This is a genomic window from Sphingomonas sp. Ant20 (assembly GCF_000783375.1).
In the GTDB taxonomy this organism is placed as follows: domain Bacteria; phylum Pseudomonadota; class Alphaproteobacteria; order Sphingomonadales; family Sphingomonadaceae; genus Sphingomonas; species Sphingomonas aerolata.
The window spans coordinates 1-15,351 of the sequence record NZ_JRVI01000062.1 but is presented as its reverse complement, the minus strand read 5'-3'; the positions used below and the strand labels follow the sequence as shown (position 1 = coordinate 15,351).

At 67.5% G+C, this 15,351-nt stretch carries 9 protein-coding genes and 3 pseudogenes; 10 read left to right on the top strand and 2 right to left on the bottom strand.

Annotated elements, in window-relative coordinates; translation table 11 throughout:
* From NI18_RS25045 to NI18_RS10415, 5 genes and pseudogenes are all read left to right on the top strand, one after another.
* Positions 1-264 (top strand): annotated as a pseudogene (locus NI18_RS25045) (hypothetical protein); the annotation flags it as partial.
* 11 nt (positions 265-275) lie between these two features.
* Positions 276-1,412 (top strand): M14-type cytosolic carboxypeptidase, encoded by a 1,137-nt coding sequence (locus NI18_RS10430; protein ID WP_031439530.1) that lies wholly within the window; start codon positions 276-278, stop codon positions 1,410-1,412.
* Positions 1,413-1,503: 91 nt separating this feature from the next.
* Positions 1,504-2,190 carry a 2,3-diphosphoglycerate-dependent phosphoglycerate mutase gene (gpmA, locus tag NI18_RS10425; protein WP_037529868.1) on the top strand — a complete coding sequence of 229 codons (687 nt, stop codon included), beginning with the start codon at positions 1,504-1,506 and terminating at the stop codon, positions 2,188-2,190.
* A gap of 239 nt (positions 2,191-2,429) precedes the next feature.
* Positions 2,430-2,885 carry a 5-(carboxyamino)imidazole ribonucleotide mutase gene (gene purE / locus NI18_RS10420; RefSeq protein WP_031395074.1) on the top strand — a complete coding sequence of 152 codons (456 nt, stop codon included), beginning with the start codon at positions 2,430-2,432 and terminating at the stop codon, positions 2,883-2,885.
* 11 nt (positions 2,886-2,896) lie between these two features.
* Positions 2,897-3,964 carry a 5-(carboxyamino)imidazole ribonucleotide synthase gene (locus NI18_RS10415; protein ID WP_031439532.1) on the top strand — a complete coding sequence of 356 codons (1,068 nt, stop codon included), beginning with the start codon at positions 2,897-2,899 and terminating at the stop codon, positions 3,962-3,964.
* 294 nt (positions 3,965-4,258) lie between these two features.
* Here NI18_RS10415 and NI18_RS10410 read toward each other — a convergent pair.
* Positions 4,259-5,968: pseudogene (locus NI18_RS10410) on the bottom strand (glycoside hydrolase family 9 protein); the annotation flags it as partial.
* 847 nt (positions 5,969-6,815) lie between these two features.
* On the opposite strand from NI18_RS10410, the gene NI18_RS10405 reads away from it, so the two are divergent.
* The 5 genes and pseudogenes from NI18_RS10405 (at position 6,816) to NI18_RS10385 (ending at position 13,494) form a co-directional block, all read left to right on the top strand.
* Positions 6,816-7,595: an acetylxylan esterase gene (locus NI18_RS10405; protein ID WP_306286351.1), complete on the top strand. Its 780-nt coding sequence runs from the start codon at positions 6,816-6,818 to the stop codon at positions 7,593-7,595.
* Between the two features lie 43 nt (positions 7,596-7,638).
* The gene (locus NI18_RS10400) at positions 7,639-9,078 is read left to right on the top strand and encodes a family 43 glycosylhydrolase (RefSeq protein ID WP_052149130.1); all 1,440 of its coding nucleotides are present in this window, start codon (positions 7,639-7,641) and stop codon (positions 9,076-9,078) included.
* A 167-nt stretch (positions 9,079-9,245) separates the two neighbouring features.
* Positions 9,246-10,813 (top strand): annotated as a pseudogene (locus tag NI18_RS10395) (alpha-L-arabinofuranosidase C-terminal domain-containing protein).
* A 51-nt stretch (positions 10,814-10,864) separates the two neighbouring features.
* Positions 10,865-11,932, top strand: coding sequence for an alpha/beta hydrolase-fold protein (locus NI18_RS10390; RefSeq protein WP_031440985.1), 1,068 nt, complete (start codon positions 10,865-10,867; stop codon positions 11,930-11,932).
* Positions 11,929-13,494, top strand: a complete 1,566-nt coding sequence (locus NI18_RS10385) for a glycoside hydrolase 43 family protein (RefSeq protein ID WP_037529867.1) — start codon at positions 11,929-11,931, stop codon at positions 13,492-13,494. The genes NI18_RS10390 and NI18_RS10385 overlap by 4 nt, the downstream gene beginning before the upstream one ends.
* 18 nt (positions 13,495-13,512) lie before the next feature.
* On the opposite strand, the gene NI18_RS10380 is transcribed toward NI18_RS10385, so the two are convergent.
* The coding region (locus NI18_RS10380; protein WP_037529866.1) for an NPCBM/NEW2 domain-containing protein at positions 13,513-15,351 on the bottom strand (1,839 nt) is incomplete at its 5' end.

Here is a 15,351-nt window from a genome sequence, read left to right as displayed (position 1 = left end):
GCCGGGGCGGCGGCGGTGTGGGGCGTTGGCGGCGGGGTCGGCTTCCCAATTGGTGGGGGCGGCCGCGACGCGATCCTGGTCACCGAGATGGCGGTGACGATCAAGCGGTCGCTCGACCAGTCGCCGGTCTGGGAGGGGCGCGCGCAGACCTTCGCCGACGCAAGGAAGCCCGATGCGACGAGCCAGATCCAGGCCGAAAAGCTCGCCAGCGCGCTGTTCGCGGGGTTCCCCGGCGAGTCCGGTCGCACTATCCAGGTGAAATGAACGATCGCCCGATGACCGCCGCCGCCACCACGCCTCTCGCCATCAATGCCGCCTTCGATGGCGGCAATATCCGCCTCGTGCGGGTCGATGGCGACCGGATCGACCTGGAAATCGTCAAGGACCGCGACTCCGACTATTTCCAGTGGTTCTACTTCCGCGTGGCGGGGGCGGCGGGCCGGACGCTGACCTACCGGATCCTGAATGCCGGTCGTTCGGCCTATCCGTTCGGCTGGCCCGGCTACAAGGCGCGGGCGAGCACCGATCGGCAGGCGTGGCGGATGATCGAAACGCGCTACGCCGATGGCGTGCTCGAATTCGACTTCACCGCCGAGACCGACCTCGCTTGGTTCGCCTATTTCGCGCCGTACACGATGGAGATGCATGCGGCGCTGGTCGCGCGGACCGCCCTGCTGCCGGGCGTCACGCACCGCGAGCTCGGTCAGTCGCTCGACGGCCAAGCGATCGATGCCTTCACGATCGGCACCGGGCCCAAGCAGGTCTGGATCTATGGCCGCCAGCATCCCGGCGAATCGATGACCGAATGGTGGATGGAAGGCGCGCTGGAGCGGCTGACCGATTCGGCCGACCCGGTGACCGCGACGCTGCTGGAAAAGGCGACGTTCCACGTCGTGCCAAACATGAACCCCGACGGCACGTATCGCGGGCATCTGCGCACCAATGCGGCCGGGGTGAACCTCAACCGCGAATGGGCGACGCCGAGCGCGGAAAAGAGCCCCGAGGTCCTGTGCGTCCGCAACGCGATGGACGTGACCGGCGTCGACATAGCGATGGACATTCATGGCGACGAGGCGATCCCGGCGAACTTCATCGCGGGCTATGAGGGCATCCCGTCCTGGACCGATGCGCATGGCGAGAAATTCTACGATTATGGCCGCCGTCTCGCGGCGCACACGCCCGACTTCCAGACCGAGAAGGGCTATCCCAAGTCCGCGCCGGGCACCGCCAACCTGTCGATGTCGACCAACCAGCTTGCCGAGCGCTTCGGCGCGGTATCGATGACGCTCGAGATGCCGTTCAAGGATCACGACGCGAATCCCGATGCCGAATATGGCTGGTCGCCGGAGCGGTCGAAGCAGCTCGCGCACGCGATGCTCGAGACGCTCGCGGATGTAATCGACGCGATCTGATCCCTAACCGTCAGCCTGACTTTCGTCAGGATGACGGTTAGGGGGCGATCGCCGCATTTCCATTTCGTCCCTCGCCATTGCAGGAGCCCGCATGCCCAAACTCGTCCTGATCCGCCACGGCCAGTCCAGCTGGAACCTCGAAAACCGTTTCACCGGCTGGTGGGACGTCGACATGACCGCCAAGGGCGAGGCCGAGGCCAAGGCGGCAGGCGAGCTGATGGCGGCCAAGGGTCTCGATTTCGACCAGACCTTCGTCAGCCTGCAGACGCGTGCGATCAAGACGCTGAACATCGCGCTCGAGGCGATGGGGCGGCTGTGGCTGCCGGTCGAGAAGGACTGGCGGCTGAACGAGCGGCATTATGGCGGGCTCACCGGGCTCGACAAGGCCGAGACCGCGGCCAAGCATGGCGACGCGCAGGTCCATATCTGGCGCCGCAGCTTCGACGTGCCGCCGCCCCCGCTCGAAGATGGCAGCGAGTTCGACCTGTCCAGGGACCGCCGGTATGACGGCATCGCGATTCCGAAGGCCGAAAGCCTGAAGGACACGATCGATCGCGTGCTGCCCTATTGGGACGCCCGGATCGCGCCGGCGCTCAAGGACGGGCAGCGCGTCCTGATCTCGGCACACGGCAATTCGCTGCGCGCGCTGGTCAAGCACCTGTCGAACATCCCGGACGACGAGATCACGAGCCTCGAGATCCCGACGGGTCAGCCGATCGTGTACGATCTGGACACGAACCTAAATGCGACCGATCGTTACTATCTAAGCGAGCGGTAAGCCTTTCTTCTCGAAGGCCGGGGCCCAGTTGGAAAAGTAGCAGTGACGAGGCGCCGTGCTTCGTTAACGGCATCCCCCAGACCCCGGCCTCCGCCGGGGAGGTGCGGTCGGAAATGGTGGCAATCGCGTTTGCGGTCGATCCGTACGATGCCACCAACAGCGTTGCCCTCGTCCCCCCGCGTCGCTAGGCACGGCGCTTCCTGAAGCGGGGGGCGAAATTGGCTCTAGTCGGCATCATCATGGGCAGCACCTCCGACTGGGAGACGATGCGCCACACCGCCGAGACGCTCGATGCGCTCGGTGTCGCGTACGAGACCAGGGTCGTGTCCGCGCATCGGACCCCGCAGCGGCTCTACGACTATGCGACGACCGCCGCCGATCGGGGCCTGAAGGTCGTGATCGCCGGCGCGGGCGGCGCAGCGCATCTGCCCGGCATGGCGGCCGCGATGACGCACCTGCCAGTGCTCGGCGTGCCGGTCGAATCCAAGGCGCTGAAGGGCATGGATAGCCTGCTGTCGATCGTCCAGATGCCCGGCGGCATCCCGGTGGGCACGCTGGCGATCGGCAAGCCCGGCGCGATCAACGCGGGGCTGCTCGCCGCGGCGATCCTCGCGACCGCCGACGACGCGCTGGCCGAGCGGCTGAAAGCCTGGCGCGCCGCGCAGACCGATTCCGTCGCCACCGACCCAGCCTGAAAGACGCCGACATGACGCCGCTTCCCCCCGGATCGACCATCGGCATTCTCGGTGGCGGACAGCTCGGCCGGATGCTTGCCACCGCCGCGGCGCAGCTCGGCTATCACACGCATGTGCTCGCCCCCGACCAGGAAAGCGTCGCCGCGCAGTCCGCCTCGACGATGACGCGCGCCGATTATCACAACCGGATCGTGCTCGCTGACTTCGCCGACGCCTGCGACGTGGTGACCTACGAATTCGAGAATATCGCAGTCGAGCCGGTCGAATGGCTCGCCGATCGCGTCCCCGTGCATCCGAGCCCGCGCGCCTTGCGGGTCGCACAGGAGCGGATCGGCGAGAAGCGCTTCGTCGAGAGCGTCGGTGGCCGGCCCGCGAAATGGGCGGCGGTCGACAGCCTCGCGAGCCTGCGCGAGGGGCTGGCGCGCGTCGGGACGCCCGCCGTGCTCAAGACCGCGCGGTTCGGCTATGACGGCAAGGGGCAGGTGAAGATCGACGCGCCCGAGGGTGCACAGGACGCCTGGGATGCGATCGGCGGACCCGCGGTGCTCGAGGCGTTCGTGCCGTTCGAGCATGAATTCTCGATCCTGATCGCGCGCGGGCTGGATGGCAGCATCGTCCGCTACGCTCCGCCGCTCAACCTCCACCGCGATGCGATCCTGCGGCACTCTACCGTGCCCGCGCCCGCCGCCGTGCTGGCGCAGGCGGACGAGGCGGCGGCGCTCGCCGAGCGGATCGCGACCGAGCTCGACTATGTCGGCGTGCTGGCCTGCGAGTTCTTTGTCGGCGCGGACGGCCCGGTGTTCAACGAGATGGCGCCGCGCGTGCACAATTCGGGGCACTGGACGATCGAGGGCGCCGAATGCTCGCAGTTCGAGAATCATATCCGCGCGATCTGCGGTTTGCCGCTCGGCGCGCCGACGCTGACCGGGCGCGAGGCGACGATGGAGAACCTGATCGGCAGTGACGTGGATCGCTGGCGGGATCTGCTCGCCGAACCGGGCGCGCATCTGCACCTCTACGGCAAGGGGACGGCGCGGCCCGGCCGTAAGATGGGTCACGTCACGCGGGTGCGGCGCTAGGCGCGGCACCCGCTGCGCGTCACTTCGCCGGGGGCTTGCCCGCAAGATCCTGCATTGCGTGCGCCAGTTCGATCCACATCGCGCCTCGGGGATGACATATTCGTTTTCGCCCCAGAAGAACGGCCAGTCCTCGTGATTTTCGGGGAAATCGGGTTTCACGATCAGGACACCCGGCACCACGCCGCCGGCGATGAACGAGAAGTCGGCGCGGTTGTTGCCGTAGGCGACCTCCTTGGATCGTGTCCCGACGCCCGACACGAACGAGATGTCCGAACCGGGGTGATGCCCCAGCAGGAACTCCGCACCGCGGAACACCGGATCGGCGGGCATGATGTCCGGAAACGCCTTGTGCAGCGCATAGGCGTTCAGCGCACCGGCGATCACCGTGCCGCTTCCGGCCCAGCCGCCCGTCGTGATCGGCACGCCGAACGGGTTTGCTGCGGCCGCTTTGACCGTCGCGGCCGCATAGGCGCGGACCGCGGGGATCATGCCCTCGCGATAGCTTTGCGGCATGAGCGGGATCGCGGCGACGGCGTCGCGCAGGTTGAACGCGAAGCGCCGCTCCATCGCCGGCCATAACGCTTGGACCGCGGTGGCATAGCGCGGGTCGCGGGTCGTGCGCAGCAATTCGACGGCGGCGGCGAACCGCTCCGAGTCGAGCGGGCCACCGGTGGTGTTGCCATGCTGGTACAGGTCGGGGGCATGCGTCTGCTCTTCCGCCCAGATGCGCGTCGCGATCCCCAGCGCCGTCCTGGCCAGCGCCGGATCGGCCTCGCCAAGTGAGCGCGATGCGGCGGCAAGCGCGGCGATCGAGCCATAGTTGAGCGCCGAAGCCTTGGTCGTGAAGGCCCAGCGATCGTCGGGCGTCCCGCTGCGGCCACCGCGTTCCTCGCCGAGCTTCAGCGCCGGATCGTGGATCAGTCCGTCGGTCTTGGTCGATGCGTCGCCGAGATGCGTATATTGCGCGACGTCGGGCTCGACGATGCCGTGGATGGCATGACCGACCGCATCGAACTGGGCAACCAGCTGCAGCGTGCCGTGGCGGATCTGCTGGAGCAGATCGGGCGTGCCGTCGGGGACGTGGATCTCCGTCCGGCGACGGGTCCAATCGACCGCGGTCGTGTCGCGCGTCGGGCGCCATTTCTCCCAGGTGTCGACCAGCGACCGGACGACCTGATATTGCGACTGGGTGCGGATGTCGAAATCGCCCGCGTCGAACCAGCCGCCGACCGCGAGACCGGGGATATGCTCCCCCGGCTTGTACTTGGTGTCGGTGGTCGGCCCCTGCGCGTAGAGATCGATATGTTCGTGGTTCAGCGGCGCCTGACGCGCATCGTCGCGGTGCGCGTCGCCATGCCAGACGCGATAGCCCTCGTTCACGTACATGTGATCCATTGCGACGGGGAAGTAAACGTCGAGCGTCGGATGCCATGCGCCCGCATAGACGTCGTCCGCGATGCGGAACGGCGCGGTGCGCGTCGCGCCATATTCGAGCATGTAGAGGCCGGGCTGGCGGACGTCGCTGAAATCGAGCTGGTGATAGCTGTAGCGCAAATAATCGCCCCAGCGGGTCGCCGGTGCGGTCTTGACCGTTGTCGTGCTGCCATCGGCGCCGACCCGCAGCAGGCGCGCCGGTGCCGTCGTGCGATCGTTGCGGTCGAGCTCGATTGTCGCGACCTTGCGTGCGCCGGGGGCATAGCCGAGCTGCGAATGCGCGATCACGGGCGCGCGCAGCCAGCCCGGGACGCTGTTCGGCTGAACCTCCCATTCGAGCACGGTCCCGATCCGCCCGGCAGGCAGGAGCGAGCGGAGCACGAACCAGCCATTCTGCGCCTGATTACGACCGTCGAACAGCTGCACCGGCGCGCTCGAGCGGATCGTCACGCGGCGGGCGGGATCCTCGGGCGCGAGGACGAAGCGGGTGCCCTGCGCAATGGCGTTCGGCTCTGCGCCCGGCCCCTCGGCGCGACCGCTCGCCGCATTGCGCTGTGGCGTCGCGGTCATCGTGTCGGCGGGGTGCAGCGGGAAGACGCCGCTGCGATCGTCCGCGATATAGCCGTGGTGAAAATAGGCGGCGGGGAGGAATTCGAGGTTGAATCCCGCCTTGCCCGCAAGCACCGCGGGAACGGGCGCGTCGAGGATCACCGCCAGCGCGACGGCCGCGCCCTTGGTCGAGGAGCGGATCCGGTATCGCCAGTTATAGTCGGGATATTCGAGCGTGACGGTGACGGTGCCGGCCGCGCGATCGACCTGCCGGTCGACGAATCGCGCGGTCGCATCCCATTGCCCCGGCGTGGCGGACAGGCGCACGTCGCCATTGGTCGCGATCCGTTCGCCCTGCTGGATGATCTCGACGCCGCTGATCTTCGAATCGGCGAACAGCCCGTCATACCAGTTCGAGAAGACCAGCACGTTGACGGCCGGTGCCTCGTAATAGCCCGCCTCGCCAAGCGTCGGTGCAACCGCGTCCGGGCGCGCGGCCCGACCTGTGCGGGCAGGGGCGATGCGTGGTCGTGCGGTGGCATCCTGCGGGGCTGCGGCATCGCGCGGCAGCGCGCGCGCGACCCCGGGTATCGCGGTCGAAACCAGTGTCCCCAGCAGGCAAAACCAAGCCGTTCCCGTCATATACCCTCTCCCAAGTCCCAATGTCGCCGATCGCTGACCGGTCATTCTTACTCCGACTATAGCGCTAACTTTCGGCGGCGCTACCATGTGATCAGGACCTGGAATGCCAGCCGATACGCGGCTGGACATGATAGCGGTATCGACTTACGTTCGCGCCTTACGAGCAGGGCAGGCATCGGGCGAAGGCGCCGGTGGATCGACCCGATGCCGTGGCGGAGGGAGAGAGATGACGGGGCTCATCACCGATCGAAGTCGTGCACCGCGGGGATCGCTTGTGCACTGGTCATGCATGCTGTTGCTGGCAGGCCTGTCGCCCGGCACGGCGGCGCAGCCTTTGGCGACGCCGGGTTCGAACGCAATCACCGCCGTGGCGGATCCCCAGACTGCGGCCAGACCGATACCGCCCGAGCTAGCGCCCTATTTCACGGCGGTGTCGGAGGCGACGACGACGCCCGACCGCGACGGCTTTCTGCGCCGCTGGTTGTTGCTCGAACCGATCGCCAAACCCAATCGCACGAACACCGGCTTTACCGCCACCTATGTCCGGCAGGCCCTGACCGCATCCCAGCCGGGGTCGCCGGCCGCAATCCCGAGGGACGGGCAGGTTGAAAAGGCCGCCGCGCCACTGCGCTGGCATGCACTTGATTCGAAAGGGTTCGACGTCAAGCTGTTCGACTTCGCCAAGGCACTGGGGGCGCCGACCTATGGCGTGATATTCTGGGCGGTGACGATCGTCGACAGCCCCCGCGAGCAGCGCAACGTCCGCCTGGCGGTCGGTTCGAACGCGGCATCGATCTGGTGGCTGAACGGCACCGAGGCGGTCGGGCTGTTCAACGACCGTCGCATGGTGATGGACGACGTGCTGTCGGATCGCCTGACGCTGCGCAAGGGACGCAACGTCATCCGCGGCGCGGTGATCAACGGCCCCGGGCTGAGCAGCTTCTGCGTCCGCTTCGTCGACGAAGCCGGCCGCCCGATCACCGATCTGACGACCCATGTTCGATAGCCCCCGTCGCGATACCGCGGTTCGGCAACAGCGAGGTCTCCGGATGCGGTGCGGACTGATCGCGGTGTGCCTCGGGTTTGCGGGCGCAGCGCCCGCCGCCGCGCAATTGGCGGGCGAACCCTTCATTCACGATCCCTCGACCGTCACGCTGTCGGACGGGAAATACTACACGTTCGGCACCCGCGGCGGCGGGCTGGTGTCCGAAGACGGCTGGACCTGGCATGGCGGCCCCGAGCGGCCGGGCGGCGGGGTGGCGCCCGACGTCATCAGGATCGGCGACCGCTATTACGTCGCCTATGCGGTCGGCGGCGGGGGCATGGGGGGCGGCCATGCCAGCCAGGTCAAAATGATGTGGACGCTGTCGCTCGATCCGGCATCGCCGCGCTTCAAGTTCCACGACATCGGCGTCGTCGCGTCGAGTGACGGGGTCGAGACCGCGGATGCGATCGATCCTGCGTTTCTCTACGCCGAGGGTCGGTTGTGGCTGACCTACGGCACCTATTTCGGCCCGATCCGGATGATCGAACTCGACCCGAAGACGGGACTGCGCATGGCGGGCAACGTGCCCGTCGACGTGGCGATCGACATGGAGGCCACCGTGATGCTGTATCGCGACGGCTATTACTATCTGCTGGGCACGCACGGCACGTGCTGCGACGGGCCCAATTCGACCTATCACATTCGCGCAGGCCGGGCGCGCAGCCCGCTTGGCCCCTATCTCGACCATATGGGGATCCCGCTGCTGCGGGGCGGCGGCAAGATGGTCGTCAGCGCGCGCGGTCGCCGCATCGGACCGGGGCATTTCGGACGGATCGCGCTCGCCGGCGGGGTCGAGAAGCTGTCGCTCCATTATGAGGCCGACATGGATCGCAGCGGCCGGAGTGTCCTTGCGATCGAACCCCTGCGGTGGACGGACGGCTGGCCGGTCGTGGGCGAGACGGTGGCGCCGGGCACCTATGAGATCGCCTCCGAGCGCAGCGGCTATGCCTTGAGTCTGGCGACCGATATCGTCCGCATTCCGTTCGACGTTCGCCGCAGTTTCATGGCGGCCGCGACCGATCCGGTCGGGCCGATTCCCGACCAGACGCTGGCACAGGATTCTGCCGACTGGCCACGCGGGCGGATCCGGGTGGATCTGGCGGACTATCTGGTGCGCCCGCATCAGTTGTGGACGATCACGCCGGTGCCCGCGGCGGGGGGCTATTTCGGCGCCCCCTATTACCGGATCGCGATCGCAGGCACGTCGCGCATGCTTGCCGCGACCCCGAACGGGGAGGTCGAGACGATCACCGCCGCCACCGCAGGCGCCGAGCCCCTATGGCAGATCGATCAGCTCACCGACGGCAGTTACCGGATCAAACCGAAGGTCGTGCCCGGGGACGGGCGGGATCTCGCGCTGGTCGCGATCGGTGCGAGCACGCCGACCCTTGCGGCATTCGATCCGGCAAGCCCGGCGGGACGGTGGACGTTCAAGCGACCCTGACACGGCCATCGGTCACCAACCGCGGTTGACGGACGCGTAGAGTCGACTACTCCTACTATTAACTTCAAAAGACGGGGCCTCGCCAAGGGGCCGAAAGGGAGAGCATGAACCGGATCAGTCCTCGCCTCGCACGGTCGTGCGCCATCCGCCCTCGTAGCATGGGACGCATGACCGCAGCGTCGTTGCTCGCGCCGCTGATCCTTGCGGGCACGGCGCTGTCCGGCGGCGCCGCAGCGCAGACCCTGTCGGCGGAGACGGCCAGTGCGACCTTGCAGGCCGACAAGCCCGGCCCGCAGATCCACCGCGACGTGTTCGGGCAGTTCGCCGAGCATCTCGGTCATGGCATCTATGGCGGCATCTGGGTCGGCAAGAATTCGCGGATCCCCAATGACGGCGGCTACCGGCGCGACGTGCTCGCGGCGATGAAGGCGATCAACGTGCCGATGGTGCGCTGGCCCGGTGGCTGTTTTGCCGACGAATATCACTGGCGTGACGGGATCGGCGCGACCAAGGCGCGGCCGACCAAGGTCAATACCAACTGGGGCGGCGTCAACGAGGATAACAGTTTCGGCACGCACGAATATTTCGGGCTGATGGACCGGCTGGGCGGCAGCACCTATGTCTCGGCCAATGTCGGCAGCGCACCGCCCGCCGAGACCGCGCAATGGGTCGAATACATGACCGCGCCGCAGGGTACCACGGTGCTGGCGAAGGAGCGCGAGCGCAACGGCCACGCCGCGCCGTGGAAGATCCAGTATCTCGGCATCGGCAACGAACTATGGGGCTGTGGCGGCAACATGCGTGCGGAATATGCCGCCGATCTGACCAACCGCTATGCCCAGTTCGCCAAGTCCGCGAACGGCCCGATGCTCAAGATCGCGAGCGGCCCGAGCGATTCCAACTATGAATGGACCGATGCGATGATGCGCATCGCCGGCAAGAATATCGACGGGCTCGCGCTGCATTATTACACGCGTCCGCGCGACAAGAACTGGGCCGACAAGGGGCCGGCGCTGGGCTTTGCCGAGCGCGAATGGGCAAGCACCATGGCGCACACGCTGCAGATGGAGGAGTTCATCACCAAGCATTCGGCGATCATGGACAAATATGATCCTGCCAAGCGCGTGATGCTTGCGGTTGACGAATGGGGGACATGGTACGATCCGACGCCGGGCAGCAACCCGGGCTTTCTCGAACAGCAGAATTCGGTGCGCGATGCGGTCGTCGCGGGGCTCAACATCAACATCTTCGCGCGCCATGCCGACCGGGTGAAGATGGCGGCGATCGCGCAGATGGTGAACGTCCTGCAGGCGATGCTGCTGACCGACGGCGCCAGGATGGTGAAGACGCGACCTATTGGGTGTTCGACCTGTACAAGCCGTGGCAGGGCGCGACCTCGCTGCCGATCACGCTGACTTCGCCTTGGTATCACAAGGACGAGGTGGCGGTGCCCGCGGTCAGCGCGTCGGCGGTGCGTGACGCGGCGGGGCAGGTGCATGTCGCGCTGGTCAACCTCGACCCCAATCGGGCGATGCCGGTCTCGGTCGCGATGACGGGGTTGCAGGCGACCCAGGCGAGCGGCCGGATCGTCACCGGTCCGACGATGGACGCGCATAACAGCTTCGATTCGCCGGATGCGGTGACCCCGCAGCCCTTTGCCGATGCCCGGATCGCGGGCGGGACGCTCAGCGTGACCGTCCCGGCAAAGTCGGTGCTGGTGCTCGATCTGCGCTGACCGGCCGGCCGGGCATGACGTGTTCGGCAGTGACGATGGATGGGGGATGCGATGCGGAGTCGTGGTGGAACGTGGCTGCTGGGTGCGGCGCTGGGGCTGGCATCGATCGGGAGTACGGGCGCGCAGGTGAAGACCCCGGCGCCCGCGGTCGTGGCAGGCGCGAAGGCCGTCACGGTCGAGCGCATCACCGTCCATTCCCCCGCCATCACCGGCAATCTGGAGGGGAATAGTCCCGACCGCGCGGTCATCGTCATCCTCCCGCCCGGCTACCGGACCAGTCCGGGCAAACGCTATCCCGTGGTCTATGCGCTGCACGGCTATTCGATCGGCGTGGAGCAATGGATCGGCGAGATCCATGTGCCGCAGACCATCGAGGGGGCGTTCGCCAGGGGCGTCCGCGAAATGATCGTCGTGCTGCCCGACAGCAAGACGGTGCACAACGGCTCCTTCTATTCGCGGTCAGTGACGGTGGGCGATTTCGAGCGCTTCGTCGCGCACGACCTGGTGGCCTATGTCGACGCACATTACCGGACGATCGCGGATCGGCGCAGTCGCGGCCTCGCGGGGCATTCGATGGGCGGCTATGGCACCGCACGGATCGGGATGAAGCATGCCGATATTTTCGGCGCGCTTTACATGATGAGCCCCTGCTGCCTGTCGACGCGCGCGCTGGGCACCCCCGATGCGGCGATCGAGGCCACGATCCGGGCGCTGAAGTCGCCTGCGGACGGCGCGACGCTGCCCTGGGGCGTACGGGCGCAACTCGCGACCGCCGCCGCCTGGTCGCCCAATCCCAAGGCCCCGCCGCTCTATCTCGACCTGCCGGTCAAGGACGGCCAGCCCCAGCCCGACGTGACCGCGCGCTGGGCCGCCAACGCCCCGCTCGCCATGCTCGACCAATATGCCGGCGACCTGCGCCGCTATGCCGCGATCGGGATCGACGTGGGCGACCGCGACGGATTGAAGGACGACGCGGTCAAATTCCACGAGGCGCTCGACCGCTACGGCATCGCCAACCGCTTCGCCCTCTATCCGGGCGATCATACCAGTGGCGTCGCGGGACGCGTGCAGGACCAGATGATGCCGTTCTTCGCGCGCGCGCTGGCGTTCGGCAAATGAAGGCGGGATCGGCAATCGCCGCAGCCCTGCTCTTCGCGACCGCGGCCTCGGCGCAGGTCTGGCGATCGGATCAGGGCGATGGCAGCTACCGCAACCCGGTGCTCTATGCGGACTATCCGGATCCCGACATCATCCGCGTCGGCCGCGACTATTATTTCGCGTCGACGACCTTTGCGAACACGCCGGGGATCACGATCCTGCACAGTCGCGACCTGGTGAACTGGACGATCACGTCGCATCTGGTGGCGCGTCTCGAGGGTCGGCCGCAATATGACCTGGTCGGCGGCAACGCCTATCGCAAGGGGCTCTATGCCTCGAGCCTGCGCTATCACGCGGGCACCTATTATCTGGCGAACACGCCGGTCGGGCAGAATACGCGGATCTGGTATGCCAGGGACGTGCGCGGCCCGTGGCGCTACCACGAGCTCGATCGCCAGGCGTTCGATCCCGGCCTGTTCATCGAGCCCGACGGCCGCGCCTATCTCGCCACCGCGAGCACCGCCGACGGGACGATCACGCTGTTGACGCTCGACCGCGCGCTCGCGCACGTCACGGCATCACGCAAGATCCATTATATCAAGGGGGCCGAAGGGTCGAAGCTGCTGCGGCGTGGCGACTATTATTATCTGTTCAACGCGCTGCCGCCGCGGCTCGCACTCTCCGTATCGCGGTCGCGCAGCCTGTTCGGGCCGTGGGAAACCCGCGACCAGATCGACGACACGACCGGCGGGCATCAGGGCGCGCTGGTCGATCTGCCGGACGGGCGCTGGTTCGGGTTCGTGATGGAGGATAGCGGCGCGATCGGGCGGATGACCAATATCAGCCCGGTCTTCTGGCGCGACGACTGGCCGGTTTGGGGTACGCCCGCCGCCCCGGGCCGCGTGCCGCGTCAGGCAGCCAAGCCGATCGCGGGCCATCGCTTTGCCGAGCCCGCGACGTCGGACGACTTCGGGCGGCGGCGGCTCGGGCTGCAATGGCAGTGGAACCATAATCCCGACCCGGAGCGCTGGTCGCTTGCCGCACGCCCCGGCTGGCTGCGGTTGCGCCCGACCGTGGCGGAGCGTTTCTGGTCCGCGCGCAACACGCTGACGCAAAAGGGGCAGGGGCCTGCGAGCCGCGGCGAGGTGAAGCTTGATATCGCTCGTCTGGCACCCGGCGACCGCTGCGGTTTCGGCACGCTGGGACAGATCAGCGCGAACCTGACCGTGACGCGCAACGCGAACCGCCGGGCACGGGTCGCGATGGAAGTGACGACGGACCGGGTCGAGGGCGCGCAGACCGAAACGCGTGCCACTACCGACCTGCCGCCGGGCGATACGCTGTGGCTGCGCACCGACATGGATTTCACGACGAGCCGGGGCCGGGTCGCCTATAGCGCAGACGGTGTTCGCTGGACGGGGCTCGGCGGTGACTTCCCGCTCGCCTTCGCATGGCAGACCGGTACGTTCCAGGGCGAGCAGTTCGCGCTGTTCTGCTACGCGCCGGCCCGCAGCACCGGTTGGATCGACATCGACAGCTTTCGCCTCTCGCGACTGGCACCGGCTAGCGGCGCGCCACGATAGGCGAAGGCGGGTCGCGGTTTATCGCAGCAGCGCCGCCTCCGCCCAGGCGACGGGCTGCGCCGCGGTCGCGGTGCTACCACGGGCGACGAGTTCGACGATCCGCACCCCCTTGATGTCCGCGCGCAGCGGCGCGGCGGCCATGCCGAACGCCATCGCGGGGGAGGTCGCGAGCAGGCGCCCGTCGCCCCAGACCTCGAACGTGACCGTGCCTGCCTTGGGGGTGCCGGAATCGTTGACGCCGACCTTCGTCGTGAAGCGCGTGAACCCGGCGTTGCGCACCTCGAGACGCGACTGGCCGAGCACGCCGAGCCCCGTGTCGAAGTCCGTCCCGGCGATCCGCAACAGCTTCCCATAGGGTGCCCGGTCCGCCTCGGCCCCACCCCAGCCGCCATATTGCGCATGCTCGCCCGACCCATGCGTACCGATCCACGGGGTGATCGAACGGTGGATGGTCGGATCGGCCTGCGGCGACGCGACCCCGTCCACCGCCGGATTGACCCGCCCGGTCTGTTCGGAAAGATAGAGCCCGTCGGCAAGGCGCCGGGTGCCCGCGGCGCGGAACACGCGCGTCTCGTGCGGGGCCAGCGACAGGGCCATGTCCTTGCGGAAGCTGCTGTCCGCCTTGCTCCACAGGTCGCGCAACCGGACATCGATATCGGGTCGCAGCTTGAGATGCTCGGCGGTCAGCGTCGCCTTGGCAGGCTGCGCGGTCCGGTTGACGACCGCGACGCCCTTGCTGCCGTCGGCCAGCGCCTTGACGAGGATCTGCACCTCGTCCGAGTCATAGGCGAGCACCGCCTGATTGCCGGCCGGATCCTGGTTCAGCGCGACGATGTCGGCATTGCCGAAGATCGCGAGCAGATCGGGCGTCAGCTTGCGCAGGTCATAGCCGATGATCAGCGGCGAGTTCAGCATTGCCCAGAGCGTGAAATGCGCCCGCGCCTCGACGAGATGGCTGCGATCGAAATCACCCGACCCGACGAACAGCATGTCCGCATCGTTCCACGACCCGGGATGCGCATAGAGCGCGCGGTGCGTGACGGTGTCCATGTTGGTCAGCATGCGCGGCCAGAGCGGCTGGATGTCGTCGCTGGTGCGCGAGGTGTTGCCGACGTCCTTGCCCCAGGCCCGCACGTCGCCCGCGCCCCAGAGGCACAGCGAATAGACATAGGGACGTCCCGCCGCCTCGGCGCGGATCGCCGCCCCGACATCTTCGTAGAGGCGGCGGATACCCGCCACGTCGGACCGGCCGAGCGACTGCATGTCGACCAGCGGCGGCAGCGCGCGATACAGGCCCGATCGCACGCGCGGCGCATCCGCGGGCAGCCCCCGGATACCGCAGGCATCGACCTTGATGAAATCGAAATTCCAGTCGCGGAAATAGGTCTTCATGTCCTGATCGACATGGCCGTAGAGCCCGACTTCGCGTTCGGCGACGCTGCCTTCGGGCTGGTTCTTGAAATCGGGGGTGTAGATCTGTCCGCAGCTGTTGCGGCCGATGTCCGAATAGATCCCGGCCTTCAGCCCCATCGAGTGGAGCCGGTCGGTGAGCGGGCGGAAGCTCGTGTCGGGGCCGGTCGCCGCAGACGGGAAGTGGCTGGTACGGATGATCATCCGTCCGTCGGGCTGGCGGCGCTTGAGCCACCAGCCGTCGTCGATATTGACGTAGCGATAGCCGAGCGTCACCAGCTTCGTGTCGACCAGCGCCTGCGCGGAGGCGAGCACCTTCTCCTCGTCGACATCGCTGTTGAACGCGTTCCACGAATTCCAGCCCATCGGCGGGACGGGGGCGTGGCCATCGGCGTTCGCGCTCCACCGGCCGGTCGCCGCAAGCGGATCGCGCGGGGCGGCGTCGGC